We start from the raw sequence: 18,849 nt of genomic DNA, 5'->3' as shown, positions 1-18,849 counted from the left end.
TTTGCAGGATTTTCTTCAAACTGCAATATAAACGTCACCGTGTTGTCATATAGAGCTGTTGAGATAAGCACAGAATAATTCGAGGGAAATCTTATGGCCGGCTTATCAATTTGGCATGTCCTTATTTTTGCAATTGTCGTGTTACTGCTGTTTGGTACATCAAAACTTAAAAACTTAGGTAAAGATGTGGGCGGTGCAGTCAAAGACTTTAAAAAATCTATTCGTGATGATGAGGCTACAGCTACTCAGCTGAACGAACCACGCACTTTAGAACACAACACTCAAAATTTAAATTCTACCCATAAACATTAATCTGGATGTCTTGTCATGCTCAATATTGGAATGGCGGAGTTGCTGCTATTCGGCATCATTGCATTATTGGTGCTAGGGCCAGATAAATTACCACAAGCTGCACGCTTTGCCGGTAAAAGTTACGCCAAAATTAAACGTTTAATTAGCAATGTACAAACCGACATTGATCGTGAATTACGCTTGTCTGAATTGCGTGAGCAAATGCAGCAAGAGATGCAAAAAATTCAAGAGCTTGAAGCCAAAATGCAAGCGCAAATGCAGACGATCGAACAACAAAAAGTTAACCTGATTGAGCCAGAACAAGCATCTCAGGTATCAAAGCAAGTGGCTTATGTACCTTGTCAAGAGCCAATGCTGCCTGCACCCATGCAATATAAAAAAGCACACAATGTTTATAAGGTGGCCGTATGACGACACACTCACAGCCGCTTGATGATGCTGAACAACTCCATGAGATGCCAATCACCAAGCATCTCATTGTGCTACGTCGGCATTTATTTAAAATTGTTGGCCTTTTATTGCTGCTATTTTTCTGCTTATTGCCATTTGCCAACGAAACCTATCAGTTTATGTCTGAGCCATTACGTGCTCAAATGCCAAGCACCTCATCGATGATTGCCACCGATGTGACGGCAACTTTTATGGCACCCTTTAAGCTGAATTTTTTTGTCGCATTGATGTTGGCCATGCCATTTATCATCTATCAGTTGTGGGATTTTGTACGACCTGCACTGTATGCCAAGGAAAAACGCTTAGCTCTACCTTTACTGATCAGTAGTATTGTGCTGTTTTATAGTGGTATTGCTTTTGCTTACTTTGTTGCATTGCCTTCAATCTTACATTTTTTTATGAGTGTTGCACCTGAAACTGTAGCACCAATGACCGATATTAATAGTTACCTCAGTTTCTGCTTAAAACTGTTTTTAGTTTTTGGTCTTACCTTTGAAATTCCCATTATTACTTTGGTACTGATTTTAATTGGGGTGGTGACCACAGAGCAGTTGGCAGCTAATCGGCGCTTTATTATTGTGGGATGTTTCTTTGTGGCCATGTTCGTCACACCGCCCGACGCCCTGTCTATGATTATGCTTGCCGTACCGATGTGGCTGCTGTTTGAGCTTGGCTTAATGGCAGGTAAGTTCCTAGAAAAATAAATACTTAACTTAAATGAGAGCAGCTTGGTCTGCTCTTTTTTTATGTCATCAGATTGCAATACATTGTTCAACGGATTGTCATATTAGCACTTTAAGGTGTTGCTCAACCATTCCAATACCGACGCACTAAATCGCTAGGAAAATAACATGTCTGAACAAATGCCTTTTAATGATGATTATGACAGCAACACTTCGGGGAACGCTGAATTTTTAGATCTATTTAATAAAAGTATGAGCCGCCGTGAACTCATCACAAAAACAGCAGGTGGTGCTGTTGCTATTACCTTAGCCACCACATTAACAGGCTGTAGCGATGACAATGATTCATCGGCAATTGTAGATGATTCTGTATTTGATGAAAGTAAGCTACCATCATCCTTAAATTTTAAAGCGGTAGATAAAAACACCCTAAATGCGTTTAGCGTACCTGAAGGCTATGAAGCACGTGTACTGTATGCTATGGGTGATCCAATTGCGCCAAACCTAGATGAATGGGATGACAATAATGTGCCATCTGGTGCGTCATTTACCAAACGTTCAGGTGAATGCCATGATGGTATGACCTTCTTTGGCATGAAAAATAGCCGTTATGATGCCAATGAATCAACTGAAGGTTTATTGGTGATGAATCATGAATATATTAATAACGCACGTTTCCTACACTCAGAAAACAATACAGTAGGTAAAGCGATCCGTAGTGAAGATGAAGCAATACGTGAAATTAATGCACATGGTGTATCGATCGTACACGTTGTGAAAAATCCGACGACACAAATTGTTGAAATTAACCGTAATTCACCATTTAACCGTCGTATCACTGCTGCAACACCAATTGATTTTTCAGGTCCGGTAAAAGGCAGTGACTTAGTTAAAACCGCGACAAGTCCAGAAGGTCACTTCTCTTTAGGTACCATTAACAACTGTGGTAATGGCTATACGCCGTGGGGCACCTACCTCACCACAGAAGAAAACTTTAACCAATATTTCTCACGTGAAGACACCGAGCGTAGCGCTCAGGAAATTGTTTCTTTAAATCGTTACAAAATTCCAGCGAAAAGCAGCTATGCATGGCATACCGTTGAAAATCGTGTTGCCGATGAAGAATACCAATACGACCGTTGGTTAACACGTAAAGAAATTGATTTAACAGCCGCAGAAGATTTCCGTAACTCGACCAATACTTTTGGTTGGATTGTAGAAATTGATCCATTTGCAGCCAATGAGCGTCCTGTAAAACGTACTGCACTCGGTCGTTTTGCACATGAAGATTGCCGTGCAAGCCGTGCGATCTCTGGTCAAAACCTGGCATTTTATATGGGTGACGACTCAACAGGCGAATATATCTACAAGTTCGTTTCAGACCAAAAATGGGATGCTAAAGATGTCAACGGCGGCTATGCTGCAGGTGACAAGTACATGGATAACGGTAAGTTATATGTCGCAAAATTTGACTTCAATGAAGCGACACAAACTGCTACAGGTGAGTGGATTGAACTTTCAATCAATAACCCACTGATTGCAAACTATGACAAATATCGTTTTGCTGACCAAGCCGATGTACTTGTGAATTCACGTTTGGCAGGTGATGCTGTCGGCGCGACCAAGATGGATCGTCCTGAATGGGTCGCAGTCAATCCAAAAAATGGTGAAGTTTATGTGACCTTGACCAACAACGGTAGCCGTGGTCATAGCTATGGTACTGATGCTGCCAACCCACGTAACTATTTTGACAACGACAGTGGCTCAACTTCTTTACGCGGCAATATTAACGGTCACATTATTCGTTTACGCGAAAATGGCGATACAACCACAGCATTAAACTTTGTATGGGATATTTTCTTATTTGGTGCTGAAGCTGATTCACTGAGCAATGTCAACTTATCAGGTTTAACGGATGCCAATGACTTTTCAAGCCCAGATGGCATGTGGTTTGACCCACGCGGTGTGCTTTGGATTCAAACCGATGATGGCGCTTATACCAATGAAACCAACTGTATGATGCTAGCAGCCCTACCAGGTCAAGTTGGGGATGGACAAATTGCGCAAGCAAAATCAGGTGATAATACGCAATTAACTCCAGCTGGTGCAGTTTTGGATGACTCAAAACTACGTCGCTTCTTAACGGGTCCAAGCGGCTGTGAAATCACAGGTGTGACCATGACGCCTGACTACAAAGCAATCTTTGTCAACGTGCAACATCCGGGCGGCACGTGGCCAAATAATCACCCTGCTGAGTTAAATTTAAGTCGTGGTCGCGGTACACGCCCACGTTCAGCAACAGTGGTCATTACCCGTAAAGACGGTGGTTTAATTGCAGGTGAAGGCTTAGAATAGCCTCAAGCTGCAGCACAACCAGCTTAAGTGAATCACTTAAAAAAGATCCCTCAACATGAGGGATCTTTTTTTATATTAAGGCTTGTTGAATGTTCTTGATGTGCCCTATACCGTCACCGTGTTGAGTTTTCTCGCTCCAATGCCAAGTCTGATCTTTTAAACGTAAAAAATTGGAACAGCGTGTCCCGTAGTTTGGACTTTGAATAAAAGTGGATGAAAGTAATACTTCCATTTCCAAAGACACCCCCGTTTCTGGCAGTAATTCTGGTAACACTTGGCGCTGATCTTCTAAAATATCCCAGACTGCAGACTCTATCTCTGTTTTCTGCTGTTGTAACAACGGTAACAGCTCTTGGGTAAAACGTTTACGCAAATGACGGGTCTTTTCCCAAGGTTCATACATCAGACCATTAGAGACCACATATACGCCATTTGGTAAAATTTGCGGCGCTTCACCACGGTTACTCATATACACCGCCTGATGCTGATCACCACAGATCAAGTTAAAGCCAGCATAATCACATTGCTTAGTTTCAAGCTGCTGAGCAAAACGAATAGGTGCTAAATCTGAATTTAAAAAATCATTGACCAAATGCCCACGTGAAGTCGGGTAACTTTTTTGATCATGTGCATTTCTAAAATTAGTCAGTACGGCCCAACGGCCTGTTTTGCTCACCCCCATCCAAGTACCGCCTTGTTGTAGATCACGTCCGGCAATCACGTCCTGATCTGGCCAGCTATGTAGGGTTTGGCTTGGCCGTGCATAAAACTCATCACGATTCGAAATCAGGCATAGGGGGGTATCATCAAGCACCTGCCATGCTAAAGCTACGATACACATTCAATACTCTCCAATCTTTACACATTGAATGTACAACATTTTTCCAGACTTTCGGCTAGAATCTAACGAAAACAATATCAAGGAATTTACATGCTGACCTATCCAAATATTGACCCAGTTGCCATCGCAATTGGGCCATTACAAGTACATTGGTACGGACTAATGTATTTATTGGCGTTCTTATTTGCTTGGGGGCTGGCGACCTATCGTGCTAAACAACGTCAAGGTTGGACAGCAGATATGGTCTCTGATTTAATTTTTTATGGTGCACTGGGTGTCGTGCTCGGTGGTCGTGTCGGCTACGTCTTTTTTTACGGCTTTGAGCAATTTTTGGCAGACCCACTGTGGTTATTCCAAGTTTGGACCGGTGGCATGAGCTTCCACGGCGGTTTCTTGGGTGTGGTCTTGGCCATGTTACTGTGGTGTAAAAAATACAAGATGTCGTGGTTTCAAACCTTGGACTTTATTGCTCCATGTGTACCCACAGGTTTAATGTTTGGCCGCATTGGTAATTTTATTGGTAGCGAACTCTATGGCCGTGCCGTAAATAATCCAGACTTTCCTTTAGGTATGGTATTCCCTACAGATCCCTTACAGTTGGTGCGTCATCCCTCACAGCTTTATCAAGCACTGGCTGAAGGCTTAATTTTATTTATTTTACTGTGGTGGTTTAGTTCTAAACCGCGTCCGCGTATGGCAGTGTCTGCGTTATTTTTAATGGGGTATGGTTTAGCACGCTTTATCATGGAATTCTTCCGTGAACCTGATAACAGCCAATTATTTATTGCTTGGATGAGTAAAGGCCAAGCCCTGAGCCTACCTATGATTCTGGTGGGAATTTGGATGATGTGGTACGCCTACAAGAACAACGTCTATGATTGGGGGCCAAAACGAGCTAACCAGTAGCCCTTCAAGATTAAAAGGTGAAGCAATGACTTCACCTTTTTTATGCCAATTTGCTACATTAAACTCCCGTTTATTGCTTTGGGCCAGTTATGCTTGAGTTTTGGTTTGATCCGCGTGTGCCTGTTGGGCGTAAATTTATTCTATTGGCTGTTTTAGCCTTGGTGACTGCCGGATTGTATCTGCTAGCCCCATTAGACTTCAGTGCAATTTTACTGTTTGTAGCCACAGGCTTAGTATTTTTAATTTGTCGCTATTGCAAAATACACTTGAGCAAAACACCGCATTTACTCGCGCGCCTCTTGCATTGGATTCCGATTGCCTTATTAATGGCCCTCATTTTTATGCAGTTTAAACACGGCGATATTTTGATTTTAGGTGCACAAGGGATTGGCTTTATGGCTTTAGCAGTTTGTGTGTTTTCACCTTTTTCTCTACTTAATCAAAAGGCTGAATAATGTTAGATTTTTGGTATTCAGATCAATGTCATCGACAGATCAAGCTAGGCCTTTGTGTCGCGGTATGTTTAGTGATTTATATGTGCGCTAAAGTGGCTGAACTGAGCCTTGTGTTCAGCTTAATGAGTTTAGGCTTAGGTGCCTTGCTGCATCTATTCAGACAATTGAAGTTAACGCTTCAACAAAAAGGACGCTATAACGCAGGCTTTGATGCCCTATTTTTTATTTTGCCACTCGTTTATTGGCTGATGCTCATGTTTTTATTACCCACACAACATGTTTGGGCGCTGATGCTACAAGCCATTGGCTTTAGTGTGCTTGGCTTGTTTGTGGTGTCCATTTACAGCCATCGCGCCCGACGTTTCGATTAAAACGCTAAACGGTAATATTCATATTTCACGTTTTGGTTTTTATACACTGCATGGCTACGTTGTTTAAAATCAGACACCCAAGCCGAACCAGAATAAGCTGCAATATGGCCATAACGGTTTTTGGCAGTACGGTCGATAATATAAATATCGCCTTTTTGCGGCTGATCAAAAGACAAGTTAATTTTGCGATAACCAATCTTAGTTAAAGTCGAACCCCAATCAGCAGCTGCAACAGGATGACTTTGGAAACGTGCACCTGCCGCTTGTAGTGCTAAACGCACACTACGTGCACATTTTTGCGTACTGGTTTGACGGGTAATACCTTTCAAAAAACTGGTCATTTTATTGATATCAATACGCTGACCATTAAAGCTATAGACATTCTTTTCCGGCTTTGCAATTGACTTTGGGGGAGTTTGACCAGCCTGCGAACGAATTACAATATTGGCTTGGACAGGAGCATGCACTTCACTCATGTTGACGCTTTGATCATAAACCATTCTACAGACACCTTCCTAAGCTAAATTGAGCTTACACAAATTTTGGAGCTGGCATGTTAACCATGTTTATTCATTTTTTCATATTATAAAATGTAAGAAAAGGTTAAAAAACCACCTAAAATTCTCCACATTTATTTAAAACATATTATTAATCATTGAATTAAAACTTAAAGATATGAACTGAATATTTTTTGTATGTAGCAAAAGGTAAATTATTAATCGTTTTTTTATCTTAATTAATCGTTAAAAAAAATTATCATTCAGACTTGAACGATCTAGCCTGCTCAAGCCACCTACATGCTGAAAGCCATTTGCATGTAGGCGGCTTATCTGTATCATTAGCTAATTCCTATTTTTATTTTATTGCATCGCTATTTTAACTTCCCCTGAAATAGCATGAATAAACATTAGCCGAGAGTTCTATGCGTCAATATTTAGACCTTTTACAACACATCCTCGACAATGGTGGCGATAAGGGCGACCGTACAGGCACAGGAACACGTTCTGTATTTGGTCATCAAATGCGCTTTGATCTCGCTAAAGGTTTTCCTTTATTGACCACTAAAAAAGTTCATTTCCGTTCTATTGTGATTGAACTGTTGTGGTTTTTAAAAGGCGACACCAATGTTCAATATTTAAAAGACAATAAAGTGAGTATTTGGGATGAATGGTCAACAGCAGAACAAACTGCACGTTTTGGCCGTCCTGAAGGTGAGCTTGGCCCAGTCTATGGTCATCAATGGCGTAACTTTGGTGCCACTAAAAATAGCGACAACAGCTATAATCAAGATGGTTTTGACCAAATCAAATGGCTTATTAATGAAATTAAGACCAATCCAAATTCGCGTCGTTTGATTGTGTCTGGCTGGAATCCTAATGAAGCTGGACAAGTGGCACTGCCACCTTGTCATACTTTATTCCAATTCTTTGTCCATAATGGAAAACTGTCTTGCCAGCTGTATCAACGTAGTGCCGATGTGTTCTTGGGTGTACCGTTTAATATTGCTAGCTATGCCCTGCTGACCCATATGATCGCGCAAGTCTGTGATTTAGATGTAGGTGATTTTGTTTGGACAGGTGGCGATACGCATTTATATGCCAACCATTTTGAACAAGCACAATTACAGCTCACACGCGAACCAATGGGCCTGTGTCAACTTAAACTTAATCCTGAAATTAAAGATCTGTTTGAGTTTAAGTTTGAAGATATTGAAATTGTGGGTTATGAATCGCATCCGGGTATTAAAGCGCCTGTTGCAGTCTAAGACTTAAACGCGCTAGCTTATAAATCCCTCAATTGTTGAGGGATTTATTCTATGGTGTCTATTATTTTTATTAAACTTTAAACGCATTGAAAGAGTTGTTATGGCATTTCAAAATTTAGAAGTGGTGCATGTGGTTGCCATGGATCAACAGCATTGCATTGGTAAAGGCAACGACTTACCTTGGCATATTTCTGCAGACTTACAGCACTTTAAAGCCATTACCCAAGGTGGTGTGGTGGTAATGGGACGTAAGACTTTAGAATCTATGGGCCGAGCTTTACCTAAGCGTGTTAATTGGGTGATTACCCGTGATCAAAACTGGCAATTCTCAGGCACAAAAGTTGCTTACTCGATTGAAGAGGCTTTAACGCAAGCTGTCGCAGATGTAAAAACTTCAGAAAAACCCAATACTATTTTTATTATTGGGGGTGGTGAAATTTTTAAACAAACTTTAGATATTGCCGATCGTTTAGAACTGACGCATGTACAACTTGATGTACAAGGTGATGCACATTATCCGCAAATTCCATCTGAGTTTAAGAAAGTCGCGTCAGAACAACATATTGATGACAAAACTGGCATTGCTTTTGAGTTTGCCACTTATCAAAAATAAGGTTTTATTTGAAGCTCTTAAAGACTATGCGCCAGCCACATACTAAAACCTTCATGACTTGGCTATTACATAGTGGTTTTAGTTTATTTGTGCTGCTTTCATCGCTGTGGCTGTGTATCGCGCTGTGGGTGCAACAGCCTTTGGGCGTATTTTTCTCTCGAGTTTTGATTGGCATCTGGTTGGCTTTTGCTTTAAGCGTACTTGGGGTTTATGCCACCCATTTTTTTAACCGTAAAAAGGATGTGTTACTGTATATCTTGGGGTTTATCATGGCCTTAAGCTGGTATATCTCGCTCGAACCACAGCAAAATCGCGATTGGAACCCTGAAGTTGCACGTTTACTTCATTATGAACAACATGGCGATATAGTTAGCTTGCATAACGTACGTAACTTTGCTTGGCAGCCAGATGGCAGTTATATCGAACGCTGGGAAACTCGTCGCTTTGATTTAAGTCAAATCTCAGGCGTGAATATTATTACCTCTTATTGGATGGGGCCTCAAATCGCCCATACTCTCGTCAGCTTTGATTTTTATAATGCTGCTCCCATTACCTTTTCCATTGAAATCCGTAAAGAAAAAACAGAAGACTTCTCTGCAATTGGTGGCTTTTTTCGACAATTTGAACTCAGCCTCGTTGCGGCTGACGAAAAAGATATTATTTATACCCGTAGTCATATCCGTGCTGAGCAAGTGTATTTTTTTCCAGTTAAGATGGCAGCAGCTGAACGTCGCGCGCTGTTCCAAGAATATCTCCATAAAGCGGATCAATTGGCTCATACCCCAAAGTGGTATAACACCTTGACCAGTAACTGCACCACCTTAGTTTTTGATATGGTGCAGGCCGTCTCCAAACAAGCGCTACCTAGCGATTACCGCTTACTGGTTTCTGGCTATTTGCCCAATTACTTACATGATTTAAAAGTAATTGAGCCTAATATTGATATAGCCACCTGGTATCAACTGGCTCATGTAAATCCTAAAACTCATGGCCAACAGTTAACGAGTGCCCAATATTCTGCCCTGTTGCGCCAAGGTGTAGTTAAACCTTAATTTTTGTAATTTCTACTTACATTGTCATTATATTTGCATAAGATAAGCAAGTAATTCACGACAATAAGAGTATCTAACATGTTAAAAAAATTAATCACGGTTGCTATTTTAGGCACAACAGTGGCCATGACTGCGTGTTCGAGCACACCAATTCAAACAGGCCCTTCAGAAACCATTACACAGAGTAATCTATTGCAGTTGAAACATGGTACATGGATCCTCACCCATATTGGTGCCATGCAAGTGACCACCAAGCCAAGCACCACCAACATTCCAAGCTTACAATTTAGTACTGATGGTCGTATTTCAGGGGCCGATGGCTGTAACCGCTTAATGGGCAGCTATAGCGCAGGGCGTGATACCTTAAATCTGTCTCAAATTGCCACTACACGTATGGCCTGTATGGATAAGACCTATGTACCTGAAAAATATGTAGAAGCTTTAAATAAAGTCACCCATTATCAGGTGTATAATAAAACACTCAAATTATTAGACAAAAATGGTAATGCCTTGTTGCAATTTAGCAGCGCTGTGCAACCTCGCTAAAAAAAAGCCTGCTATTGCAGGCTTTTTGTACATTTGATTACATGATCAGATTGTACTTATATAAATTAAGCTTATATTAAAGCTTATAAATCAACAAAATTTGGGTTATATAACATGCAACAAGCTTTATTTGGCGGTGGCTGTTTCTGGTGCGTGGAAGCGGTATTTTTACGCTTACAAGGTGTCAAAAAAGTAACAAGTGGTTATGCTGGTGGCACGACTGAAAATCCAAGCTATGAACAAGTCTGTACAGGTGAAACCAATCACGCAGAAGTGTTATTAGTTGATTTTGACGAAACTGAAATTACTTACGCACAGTTGCTCGATGTGTTCTTTGCAACACATGATCCAACAACGTTAAACCGTCAAGGCGAAGATGTAGGTACACAGTACCGCTCGGTGATTTATTACTATAGCGATGAGCAAAAACAAGCCTCTGAACAGATGATTGCTAGCCTTAAAGCAGAAGGCTTAGACATTGTGACTGAGTTAAGCCCTGTACCAACGTTCTATCCTGCTGAAGATTATCATCAAAACTATTTTGAAAAGAATCCAACCCAAGGCTATTGCAACTTTGCCATTCCGCCAAAATTATTAAAGCTACACAATAAGTTTGCACATTTATTGCGTGACTAATATAAAAAAGGACTGCTAAGCAGTCCTTTTTTATGTTTATTTAATTATTTAACAAAAGTCGTCCAAACAAAATCTTGATCTTTGCCTTTAAGAGTCATTTTAAGCTGATCATCTTTATGTAAAGCTGCCACACCGGCAGGCGTGCCTGTCATCACCACATCGCCCGGATTTAAGCTAAAGACTTGGCTGATGTCTTTGAGTAGCTCAGCAATACTAAAAATCAGTAATCCGGTATCACCATGTTGGCGCAGTTCATCGTTAATTTCTAATGTATAGTGAATTTGATCCCATGCTGGCATATGGGCTACATCAACCCAATCACCTAGCATACAAGCACCATCAAAAGCTTTAGCACGTTCCCAAGGATGACCTTTGGCTTTTAATCGATCCTGTAAGTCACGTAAGGTTAAATCTAAACCCAAAGTCATTGCACCAATGGCGTGTAAAGCTTGTGCGCTATCCGTAACACGTGACAGTGGTTGGTCAATACGTAAAGACAGCTCACATTCATAATGACAACTGCCTAAATCCTGATTCCAAGTAATACCCTGTGCCAAATTACTTAAACTACTGGCTGGCTTTAAAAATAATACCGGTTGATCAGGTACAGCATTCCCTAACTCTTGGGCATGCGCTGCATAACTGCGTCCTACGCAGACAATTTTAGAAGCTGATGTTGTCATTATGAGTTCCTCTTATTTTTTACTAAAGGTATTACTAAAAATAGCCTGCTCATTCGCATCACGAAAAGCACGTTTGGGTACAATCACCACCATACGGCTTTTGAGTTCAAGCATATAGGTCAATTTACCTTCCGCAAAATTAACCACATCGCTATAAGCAATGGTCTTTGTCCCCCCATTGGCAAAGATTTGCGCGTGATCTTGGTATAAATCTAAACCTTGTTCACTTTTGCCAAATTGATATTTCACAAATTGACGTTTAAACATCATAGGTAAAAACCAATAGCGCATTAACATTTGTAACACGAGGAAAAATGCGCCCAGCGCCACGTAATAACGACCAACGCCATCAATCCCTAAATAAAAACCCCAGATTAAAATTGCAATACTCACCAAAGGGGTAATAAAACGGGTGATTTGTTTCTTGCCAAATGTGGCAAGGGCAAAACCATCTTGTGATTCTTCTAGATTTAAGTAATAACGCAGCGAGAGACTAGGTGAAGTGTCCGACATAGAAATATCAATAGCAAATAAAGTATGGGCAAATCTTACACCATAATTTCAAGCTTGTTGATGCTTCGTGATAGAAACAATAGACGTAAAAAAACCGCATCAATGTGCGGTTTTTTCAGAATTCTTATCAAGATTGGTGCGCTCAGAGAGATTCGAACTCCCGACCCCTTAGTTCGTAGCCAAGTGCTCTATCCAGCTGAGCTATGAGCGCGACGTCTTGATGAGGTGTATTATAGAGAAGTTTTAAAGCTTGTGAAGCCTTTTTTCACAAAAACCTAATCAACTGCACAGATATCAGCCGAATTGCTACTTTTTAGCTATTTATTAAGCAATTTTAACTAATTTAGGCTTACAAGCCGCACAAACACTCACCTTTTTGCCACTGCTGATTTGATAAAAATCATCCACTACACCATCTAAATTGTCTTGGCAGACAAAACAAGGTTTATTAGATAAATAAATGACTAAATCTAAATGTTGATATAGATGCTGTCCATCGCTATACAACTGCTGTAGCTGCGCTTGTTGTGGAAACATTCCTTGCCCCCTACATTTTTAAATCTCTATAAACTGAGTTTAATCAAACAGTGTTATAGGACAATAGTAATATCTACCAAAACATGGGCTTATCGCTAAAAATTAGGAAATTAGGAAATTAGGAAATTAGGAAATTAGGAAATTAGGAAATTAGGAAATTAGGAAATTAGGAAATTAGGAAATTAGGAAATTAGGAAATTAGGAAATTAGGAAATTAGGAAATTAGAGCAAAGTCAAATTTTAGGCACAAAAAAACCGCTGCTAAAGCGGTTTAATGTTCAAGTTGGTGCGCTCAGAGAGATTCGAACTCCCGACCCCTTAGTTCGTAGCCAAGTGCTCTATCCAGCTGAGCTATGAGCGCGTAACTTGTGTCGTCTTAACAGACTTACGTTTTTCATCTTTACTTATTGGTGCGCTCAGAGAGATTCGAACTCCCGACCCCTTAGTTCGTAGCCAAGTGCTCTATCCAGCTGAGCTATGAGCGCGACATAAGTAAAGTTGGCGGTGAGAGAGGGATTCGAACCCTCGATACAGTTGCCCGTATGCATCCTTAGCAGGGATGTGGTTTCAGCCACTCACCCATCTCACCGTAACGTGGTGGCAATATTATAGAGGAAATGCATTTCATGCAAGCACTGTCATGCAAAAAAGTGAAAAAAATCACCCAACAAGACATTTTTTAACCATCTTTTATTTTTTTTAGCTTTTACTGTTTATAAACTATCCGTTTATACAAAAAAACAAAGCGAAAACACATTATTGCAGCCAATTACGTGCAGTCTAGGCTGTGATGTCTTATGCTAAAGCCATCCACTGATAAGAAACTGAAGATATGATGAAAACTTGGGTCGATCCAGAAGCAAAGGCAGAAGCCGAACGTTACGATAATCCCATTCCAAGTCGTACTCTGATCCTAGAGACGATTACTCAATTAAAAAATCCACAGTCGCATGCTGACCTGGTGGAACAGTTTGAAATTGCCGATCAAAAAAGTATTGATGCCCTGCAACACCGATTAATTGCAATGGTACGCGATGGTCAGCTAATGAAGGATGGATTTAAGTTCCAGATTGCTGCTGAACAACCGACCCATGAAGCGACTGTCTATATCAATAGTAAAGGCTTAGGTACTGCGAATATTAGCGGTCACGATGATTTATTGTTACCTGAACGTGAATTACGCCAAGTGTTTAACGGCGACCGTGTCAAAGTCCGTCAAACTTCGGTTGACCGTAAAGGTAAAGCTTGGGGCTTTGTGACCGATGTGGTGCAACATCGCGTTAAACAAATCATTGGTAAAGTGTCGATGTATGATGGCGAATACTTTGTACAACCCAGTGCACCAAATAGCCATCAACCGATTACTTTAGAAAAAGAGTTGATCGAACACGCCAAAGTCAATCTAGGTGATTCAATTCGCGTCGCCATTGATACGTATCCGACTAAGGAAGAGTTTGCCACTGGGCATATTGTGCAGTCGATGGCCGATAAAGCCGATACTGAAATTATTATTCCACAAACGATTTTAGAGTTTGGCTTACCTTACGAATTCCCTGAGGACGTTATTAAAGAAGCCGAAAGTTTTAAAGAACCTACAGCCAAAGACCGTGAAGGTCGCATCGATTTACGTGATTTAGCCTTAGTGACGATTGATGGCGAAGATGCACGCGACTTTGACGATGCAGTGTATGCCGAAAAACGCGCAGGTGGTGGCTACCGTGTTGTGGTCGCGATTGCCGATGTCAGTCATTATGTACGTCCAGGTCAACCTTTAGATGATGAAGCAGTCGAGCGTGGTACATCAGTGTATTTCCCGCACTTTGTCTTGCCCATGCTGCCAGAAGCGCTCTCTAACGGTCTATGTTCGTTAAATCCAAACGTTGACCGCTTATGTATGGTGTGTGATTTAAAACTATCACGTGCAGGTCGTGTCACGGGTTATGAATTCTATCCATCTGTGATGCATTCTAAGGCGCGTTTAACTTATGACCAAGTAGCACAGTACTTTGATGGTGACAGTACAGCCATTACCGAAGACCGTAGCGTACGTAAGTCACTGAACACCCTGTTCCAACTCTATCAAGTGCTCAAAGTGCTACGTGCTGAACGTCATGCCATGGAATTTGAAACTGTTGAAACCTATATGACCTTTGATGAGCTCGGTGGCATTAATCAAATTCTGCCACGTAGCCGTAATGAAGCACATAAACTCATTGAAGAATGTATGTTATTGGCCAACGTAGCCGCTGCAGAATATGCGCTGAAAAATGAAGTGCCAATGTTGTACCGTATTCACGAGCCACCTGAATTCTCACGTATTCAAAAAGTGCGTGATTTTGTCAAACTACTCGGTTTATCGTTCCCAGAACAACCGACCCAAGCTGATTATCAAGCCGTAATTGACGCGACCAAAGAGCGTATTGATGCACCAAGTATTCATGCCGTGTTATTACGCTCTATGATGCAAGCTTATTATGGCCCAAATAACGCGGGTCACTATGGTTTGGCTTATGATGCCTATACGCACTTTACTTCGCCAATTCGTCGTTACCCAGATTTGCTGCTACATCGTGCCATTAAAGCCCATCTTAAAAATAAACCATCGCCATTATCAGGTGGTGCTTTAGATGAAGCGGGTACACATTTCTCAGCAACAGAACGTCGTGCCGATGAGGCTTCACGTTCTGTGACCACATGGCTCAAATGTCACTATATGCAGCAGCATGTTGGGGAAGATTTTGTTGGTCATATTACAGCTGTGGCTGAGTTTGGTTTGTTTGTCACCTTAAAAGATTTATATGTCGATGGCATGATTCATGTCAGTCAATTGGGTGATGATTTCTTTGTATTTGATCAGATGAGTCAAAGTTTAATTGGTCAAAATCATGGTCAAAGCTTTAGCTTAGGCGACGAAGTGAAAATTAAAGTCGCTGCGGTCAATTTAGAAGAGCGTAAAATTGACTTTGAGCTGTTACAGCAATTAAGTCATGCAGGTCGCCCAGTACGTAGTCGTGCGCCACGTAAAGCTGCACCGCGTGCTACGCCACGTCCTCGCCCACAAGTCACTGAACAAACCTTTAGTGAACGTCCAAGCAAAGGCGATACAGGCGAAGATGGTGAACAGCCCATTAAAAAGAAAAAGTCAAAATCTAAACCCAGTGCCTACAGTAAAAAGTCTGTTAAAAAACATGCAGGAAAATCTGAAGCGAAGGCTAAAGATAAGTTAAAGAAAAAGGCAAAAAAGAAAAAGTCCAATGCTAAGTCACAAAGTGACTAAATAAAAAAGAGCGCCACGGCGCTCTTTTTGTTGATCAGGCTTGATTTTATCGAACATAAGCCCTACATCTACTACTAAGACAAAATTGAGTAATTTAAACATGACATTACAACAGGCCACTTTGCCAGTGCCAAAATTCGACCAAATCAGCCTTGAACAATTACAACAACAAATCCAAACTGCCATTAGCCAAGGTCAACAATTCTTACAAGATTTAAGCAGCGTGCCTGAGAGTCAAGCTGCGCGTTTAAGCATCCTTGAACAACTTGATCAGCTCGAAAACAATATGAGTGAAGCATGGGGGGTGTTATCGCATTTAAATGCTGTCATGAACAATACTCAAACCCGTGAACTCTATCAAAGCCTGTTACCAAGCTTAAGTGCGTATTACACTGAGCTGGGTCAACATACTGTTTTATATCAAACCTTTGAACAAGTGCACGACTCCGCTGAATACCAGAATTTAAGTGCAGCACAACAAAGTGCGATTAAATTGGCCTTACGCGATTTTAAACTCTCAGGTGTGGCTTTAGAGGGTCAAGCCAAAAAACGCTATGCTGAAATTTCAGCACGTTTATCACAGCTTTCATCTGACTTTTCTAATCATGTTTTAGATGCCACGCAAGCCTATTTTAAGCCATTATGTCATGATGAACTCAAAGGCTTGCCAGAAAGTAGCGTTGAATTATTAAAGCAATATGGTCAACAACGTGAGCTTGAGCAACCTGTCGCAACGCTGGATTTCCCATCTTATCTGGCCATTATGACCTATGCAGAGGATCGTGCTTTACGTGAAACGCTATATAAGGCCTATACCACACGTGCTTCAGATCAATCTGCGCAAACAGAATTTGATAATACCGATGTCATGCAAGAAATCTTAAAGCTGCGTCAAGAAATGGCGGCTTTACTGGGTTTCAACAACTACGCCGAGCTATCACTTGCCAGCAAAATGGCGCCGGATGTGGCGACTGTACAAAAGTTCTTAGAAGATTTAGCCGAGCATGCCCGTCAGCCTGCAACGCAAGAAATGAGTGAATTAAAAGCAATTGCGGCAGCAGATGGTATTACAGATTTACAGCCTTGGGATACCACTTTCTATTCAGAAAAACTCAAAGTTCAGCAATTTAATTTATCGCAAGAAGCGTTAAAACCCTATTTCCCAGCACCAAAAATCTTGCAAGGCTTATTTAGCATTGTGAAACGTTTATATGGTATTGATGTGGTTGAACGTCAGGCACCTGTTTGGCATGCTGATGCGCGTTATTTTGAGCTTGAAGATCAAGGGAAAGTCCTAGGTGGCTTCTATTTTGACCTGTATGCACGTAGTGGCAAACGTGGTGGTGCATGGATGAGTGGTTTCCGTTCACGTATGCAAAGCCAACAAGGCTTACAAAAACCAATTTGCTATATGGTGTGTAACTTCACCCCACCGGTTGGCAATCAACCTGCCTTACTGACCCATGATGAAGTCATCACCTTATTCCATGAATTTGGCCATGGTCTGCATCATATGCTTACTGAGGTAGATAATATCTCTGTAGCAGGCACGCACGGCGTAGCATGGGATGCTGTTGAGCTACCAAGTCAGTTTATGGAATTTTGGGCATGGGATCAGGAAAGCTTAAACTTGCTTAGTGAGCATATCGAAACACAGCACACTCTACCTGCCGATTTACTCAAATCTCTATTAGATGCGCGCTTCTTCCAATCAGGAATGCAAACTTTACGTCAAATTGAATTTGCTTTATTCGATTTAAATATTCATCAAACGAATCCTGCATTGGATGCACAAGGTATCCAAAATACTTTAGATGCTATCCGAGCCAAATTTAGTGTAGTGCCGTCTGTATCTTATAACCGTTTCCAACATAGCTTTAGCCATATTTTTGCGGGTGGTTATGCTGCAGGCTACTATTCATATAAGTGGGCGGAAGTGCTCGCCAGTGATGCTTTTGATCGTTTTGAACAAGAAGGTATTTTTAATACCCAAACCGGTCAGGAATTCCGTAAAGCCGTACTTGCTGTAGGCGGTCGTGATAGCGCCTTAGATGCCTTTGTCAATTTCCGTGGCCGTGAGCCTAAGATTGAAGCGCTATTACGTCATCAAGGTTGGACGAATAAGGTTTAAAGCGCGTAAAATACGCTTCAATTTCTAAGGATAAGGTGAGGATCATGACCATGAAGCGTCGTTTTATTGCAGGTGCTAAATGTCCACGCTGTGAAGCCCAAGACCGTATTGTGATGCTCACAACAGCCGATGCTGAATGGATTGAGTGTATTGAATGCGACTACTCAGAGAATCGCCCAACTGAGGTTGAAGAACCGCAAATGCCTGAGCTTCCAGATGAAATTGGTGTGATTCAATTTAAACCACGCCAAAAATAATCGTATGCAGCGTCAAAGTTCATCACTACTTTGGTGGATGATTGTTTTACTTACCGCAATCAGTATTGCGGTAAGTAGTTATCTCTTTTTAAAACAAAAGACTGAGCCATCTGCGCTCAACGACGCTTCACAGCAAACGCAACTGTTTAAGACAGATGTAAATCCTGCATCTACACCCAAACTAGATGTACCTAAATTTCAAGCGACTCCCAATCAAGTTTTAATCGAAGAAGAATTACTCAGTGAGGCTATTCCAGAAGACGCCAGCTTGGCACAGGAAGAAATTGCTAAACAACTTGATCTTCAGCAACAACTCATCGCGCAAGAAGAAGCCTTACAACAGCAACATCTAACTGCTGATGAATTGATTCGCCTGAAAGAACAGCAGATTAAATTACTAGAACAACTACTTGCCGAATAAGAACATACAAATCTGCTGTCATGTTGCGTTAAACTGAAGCAAACA

21 protein-coding genes and 4 tRNA genes are annotated in these 18,849 nt (G+C 41.2%); 16 read left to right on the top strand and 9 right to left on the bottom strand.

What is annotated here, in order from left to right; translation table 11 throughout:
- The first annotated feature begins 93 nt into the window (after positions 1-93).
- The 4 genes from AC5YCI_RS03200 (at position 94) to AC5YCI_RS03185 (ending at position 3,800) form a co-directional block, all read left to right on the top strand.
- Positions 94-312, top strand: coding sequence for a Sec-independent protein translocase subunit TatA (locus AC5YCI_RS03200; protein ID WP_496128854.1), 219 nt, complete (start codon positions 94-96; stop codon positions 310-312).
- Positions 313-327: 15 nt separating this feature from the next.
- On the top strand, positions 328-723 hold the full coding sequence (gene tatB / locus AC5YCI_RS03195; RefSeq protein ID WP_496128853.1) for a Sec-independent protein translocase protein TatB: 396 nt from the start codon (positions 328-330) through the stop codon (positions 721-723).
- Positions 720-1,466, top strand: coding sequence for a twin-arginine translocase subunit TatC (tatC, locus tag AC5YCI_RS03190; RefSeq protein ID WP_496128852.1), 747 nt, complete (start codon positions 720-722; stop codon positions 1,464-1,466). The genes tatB and tatC overlap by 4 nt, the downstream gene beginning before the upstream one ends.
- Positions 1,467-1,613: 147 nt before the next feature.
- Positions 1,614-3,800, top strand: a complete 2,187-nt coding sequence (locus AC5YCI_RS03185) for a PhoX family protein (protein ID WP_496175192.1) — start codon at positions 1,614-1,616, stop codon at positions 3,798-3,800.
- Between the two features lie 70 nt (positions 3,801-3,870).
- Here the strand turns inward: AC5YCI_RS03185 and AC5YCI_RS03180 are convergent, their stop codons facing one another.
- Positions 3,871-4,641 carry an NRDE family protein gene (locus AC5YCI_RS03180; protein WP_496175191.1) on the bottom strand — a complete coding sequence of 257 codons (771 nt, stop codon included), beginning with the start codon at positions 4,639-4,641 and terminating at the stop codon, positions 3,871-3,873.
- A 90-nt stretch (positions 4,642-4,731) separates the two neighbouring features.
- Here AC5YCI_RS03180 and lgt point away from each other — a divergent pair, with 90 nt between their 5' ends.
- The 3 genes from lgt (at position 4,732) to AC5YCI_RS03165 (ending at position 6,373) form a co-directional block, all read left to right on the top strand.
- Positions 4,732-5,547: a prolipoprotein diacylglyceryl transferase gene (gene lgt / locus AC5YCI_RS03175; protein WP_496175190.1), complete on the top strand. Its 816-nt coding sequence runs from the start codon at positions 4,732-4,734 to the stop codon at positions 5,545-5,547.
- An 89-nt stretch (positions 5,548-5,636) separates the two neighbouring features.
- Entirely contained in the window at positions 5,637-6,002 is a 366-nt protein-coding gene (locus tag AC5YCI_RS03170) for a hypothetical protein (RefSeq protein ID WP_496175189.1), read from the top strand.
- Positions 6,002-6,373, top strand: coding sequence for a hypothetical protein (locus tag AC5YCI_RS03165; protein WP_496175188.1), 372 nt, complete (start codon positions 6,002-6,004; stop codon positions 6,371-6,373). Before AC5YCI_RS03170 ends, AC5YCI_RS03165 begins: the two co-directional genes overlap by 1 nt.
- Here the strand turns inward: AC5YCI_RS03165 and AC5YCI_RS03160 are convergent.
- On the bottom strand, positions 6,370-6,873 hold the full coding sequence (locus AC5YCI_RS03160) for a CHAP domain-containing protein (RefSeq protein ID WP_496128846.1): 504 nt from the start codon (positions 6,871-6,873) through the stop codon (positions 6,370-6,372). The two genes, AC5YCI_RS03165 and AC5YCI_RS03160, sit on opposite strands and share 4 nt — an antisense overlap.
- A 422-nt stretch (positions 6,874-7,295) precedes the next feature.
- On the opposite strand from AC5YCI_RS03160, the gene thyA reads away from it, so the two are divergent.
- The 5 genes from thyA to msrA all read left to right on the top strand — a co-directional run bounded on the left by thyA (position 7,296) and on the right by msrA (position 10,985).
- Positions 7,296-8,138: a thymidylate synthase gene (gene thyA, locus AC5YCI_RS03155; protein WP_496175187.1), complete on the top strand. Its 843-nt coding sequence runs from the start codon at positions 7,296-7,298 to the stop codon at positions 8,136-8,138.
- A 100-nt stretch (positions 8,139-8,238) separates the two neighbouring features.
- A complete protein-coding gene (locus AC5YCI_RS03150; protein WP_496175186.1) occupies positions 8,239-8,751 on the top strand; it encodes a dihydrofolate reductase in 513 nt (170 codons plus the stop codon).
- A 26-nt stretch (positions 8,752-8,777) separates the two neighbouring features.
- A complete protein-coding gene (locus AC5YCI_RS03145; RefSeq protein ID WP_496175185.1) occupies positions 8,778-9,803 on the top strand; it encodes an Lnb N-terminal periplasmic domain-containing protein in 1,026 nt (341 codons plus the stop codon).
- Positions 9,804-9,881: 78 nt separating this feature from the next.
- Positions 9,882-10,349, top strand: a complete 468-nt coding sequence (locus AC5YCI_RS03140) for an META domain-containing protein (protein WP_496128842.1) — start codon at positions 9,882-9,884, stop codon at positions 10,347-10,349.
- Between the two features lie 114 nt (positions 10,350-10,463).
- Positions 10,464-10,985: a peptide-methionine (S)-S-oxide reductase MsrA gene (gene msrA / locus AC5YCI_RS03135; protein WP_496128841.1), complete on the top strand. Its 522-nt coding sequence runs from the start codon at positions 10,464-10,466 to the stop codon at positions 10,983-10,985.
- 44 nt (positions 10,986-11,029) lie between these two features.
- Here msrA and AC5YCI_RS03130 read toward each other — a convergent pair whose 3' ends face one another.
- The 7 genes from AC5YCI_RS03130 to AC5YCI_RS03100 form a co-directional block, all read right to left on the bottom strand.
- Positions 11,030-11,668, bottom strand: a complete 639-nt coding sequence (locus AC5YCI_RS03130; RefSeq protein WP_496175184.1) for a fumarylacetoacetate hydrolase family protein — start codon at positions 11,666-11,668, stop codon at positions 11,030-11,032.
- A 12-nt stretch (positions 11,669-11,680) separates the two neighbouring features.
- Positions 11,681-12,181: a YcxB family protein gene (locus tag AC5YCI_RS03125; protein ID WP_496128839.1), complete on the bottom strand. Its 501-nt coding sequence runs from the start codon at positions 12,179-12,181 to the stop codon at positions 11,681-11,683.
- A gap of 134 nt (positions 12,182-12,315) precedes the next feature.
- A tRNA-Arg gene (locus tag AC5YCI_RS03120) sits at positions 12,316-12,392 on the bottom strand.
- A gap of 113 nt (positions 12,393-12,505) precedes the next feature.
- Complete coding sequence (locus tag AC5YCI_RS03115) at positions 12,506-12,718, bottom strand: hypothetical protein (protein WP_496175183.1); 213 nt, start codon at positions 12,716-12,718, stop codon at positions 12,506-12,508.
- 284 nt (positions 12,719-13,002) lie between these two features.
- Positions 13,003-13,079, bottom strand: a tRNA-Arg gene (locus tag AC5YCI_RS03110).
- A 47-nt stretch (positions 13,080-13,126) separates the two neighbouring features.
- Positions 13,127-13,203, bottom strand: a tRNA-Arg gene (locus AC5YCI_RS03105).
- Positions 13,204-13,217: 14 nt separating this feature from the next.
- Positions 13,218-13,307: transfer RNA gene (locus tag AC5YCI_RS03100), tRNA-Ser, on the bottom strand.
- A gap of 243 nt (positions 13,308-13,550) precedes the next feature.
- On the opposite strand from AC5YCI_RS03100, the gene rnr reads away from it, so the two are divergent.
- The 4 genes from rnr to AC5YCI_RS03080 all read left to right on the top strand — a co-directional run bounded on the left by rnr (position 13,551) and on the right by AC5YCI_RS03080 (position 18,804).
- Complete coding sequence (rnr, locus tag AC5YCI_RS03095) at positions 13,551-15,995, top strand: ribonuclease R (RefSeq protein WP_496175182.1); 2,445 nt, start codon at positions 13,551-13,553, stop codon at positions 15,993-15,995.
- Positions 15,996-16,095: 100 nt separating this feature from the next.
- Positions 16,096-18,126 (top strand): M3 family metallopeptidase, encoded by a 2,031-nt coding sequence (locus AC5YCI_RS03090; RefSeq protein WP_496175181.1) that lies wholly within the window; start codon positions 16,096-16,098, stop codon positions 18,124-18,126.
- A gap of 50 nt (positions 18,127-18,176) precedes the next feature.
- Entirely contained in the window at positions 18,177-18,383 is a 207-nt protein-coding gene (locus AC5YCI_RS03085) for a YheV family putative zinc ribbon protein (RefSeq protein ID WP_496128993.1), read from the top strand.
- A 4-nt stretch (positions 18,384-18,387) separates the two neighbouring features.
- Positions 18,388-18,804 carry a hypothetical protein gene (locus AC5YCI_RS03080; RefSeq protein WP_496128835.1) on the top strand — a complete coding sequence of 139 codons (417 nt, stop codon included), beginning with the start codon at positions 18,388-18,390 and terminating at the stop codon, positions 18,802-18,804.
- Positions 18,805-18,849: the final 45 nt, after the last annotated feature.

Source organism: Acinetobacter sp. CY17, from assembly GCF_059515825.1.
Note: the sequence above shows the minus strand (reverse complement) of the source record. Positions and strands in the feature narration are given on the sequence as shown.

Coding starts and splice junctions, on each gene's coding strand:
- AC5YCI_RS03200 (WP_496128854.1), top strand. CDS start 94: ATGGCCGGCTTATCAATTTGGCATGTCCTTATTTTTGCAATTGTCGTG.
- tatB (WP_496128853.1), top strand. CDS start 328: ATGCTCAATATTGGAATGGCGGAGTTGCTGCTATTCGGCATCATTGCA.
- tatC (WP_496128852.1), top strand. CDS start 720: ATGACGACACACTCACAGCCGCTTGATGATGCTGAACAACTCCATGAG.
- AC5YCI_RS03185 (WP_496175192.1), top strand. CDS start 1,614: ATGTCTGAACAAATGCCTTTTAATGATGATTATGACAGCAACACTTCG.
- AC5YCI_RS03180 (WP_496175191.1), bottom strand. CDS start 4,641: ATGTGTATCGTAGCTTTAGCATGGCAGGTGCTTGATGATACCCCCCTA.
- lgt (WP_496175190.1), top strand. CDS start 4,732: ATGCTGACCTATCCAAATATTGACCCAGTTGCCATCGCAATTGGGCCA.
- AC5YCI_RS03170 (WP_496175189.1), top strand. CDS start 5,637: ATGCTTGAGTTTTGGTTTGATCCGCGTGTGCCTGTTGGGCGTAAATTT.
- AC5YCI_RS03165 (WP_496175188.1), top strand. CDS start 6,002: ATGTTAGATTTTTGGTATTCAGATCAATGTCATCGACAGATCAAGCTA.
- AC5YCI_RS03160 (WP_496128846.1), bottom strand. CDS start 6,873: ATGGTTTATGATCAAAGCGTCAACATGAGTGAAGTGCATGCTCCTGTC.
- thyA (WP_496175187.1), top strand. CDS start 7,296: ATGCGTCAATATTTAGACCTTTTACAACACATCCTCGACAATGGTGGC.
- AC5YCI_RS03150 (WP_496175186.1), top strand. CDS start 8,239: ATGGCATTTCAAAATTTAGAAGTGGTGCATGTGGTTGCCATGGATCAA.
- AC5YCI_RS03145 (WP_496175185.1), top strand. CDS start 8,778: ATGCGCCAGCCACATACTAAAACCTTCATGACTTGGCTATTACATAGT.
- AC5YCI_RS03140 (WP_496128842.1), top strand. CDS start 9,882: ATGTTAAAAAAATTAATCACGGTTGCTATTTTAGGCACAACAGTGGCC.
- msrA (WP_496128841.1), top strand. CDS start 10,464: ATGCAACAAGCTTTATTTGGCGGTGGCTGTTTCTGGTGCGTGGAAGCG.
- AC5YCI_RS03130 (WP_496175184.1), bottom strand. CDS start 11,668: ATGACAACATCAGCTTCTAAAATTGTCTGCGTAGGACGCAGTTATGCA.
- AC5YCI_RS03125 (WP_496128839.1), bottom strand. CDS start 12,181: ATGTCGGACACTTCACCTAGTCTCTCGCTGCGTTATTACTTAAATCTA.
- AC5YCI_RS03115 (WP_496175183.1), bottom strand. CDS start 12,718: ATGTTTCCACAACAAGCGCAGCTACAGCAGTTGTATAGCGATGGACAG.
- rnr (WP_496175182.1), top strand. CDS start 13,551: ATGATGAAAACTTGGGTCGATCCAGAAGCAAAGGCAGAAGCCGAACGT.
- AC5YCI_RS03090 (WP_496175181.1), top strand. CDS start 16,096: ATGACATTACAACAGGCCACTTTGCCAGTGCCAAAATTCGACCAAATC.
- AC5YCI_RS03085 (WP_496128993.1), top strand. CDS start 18,177: ATGAAGCGTCGTTTTATTGCAGGTGCTAAATGTCCACGCTGTGAAGCC.
- AC5YCI_RS03080 (WP_496128835.1), top strand. CDS start 18,388: ATGCAGCGTCAAAGTTCATCACTACTTTGGTGGATGATTGTTTTACTT.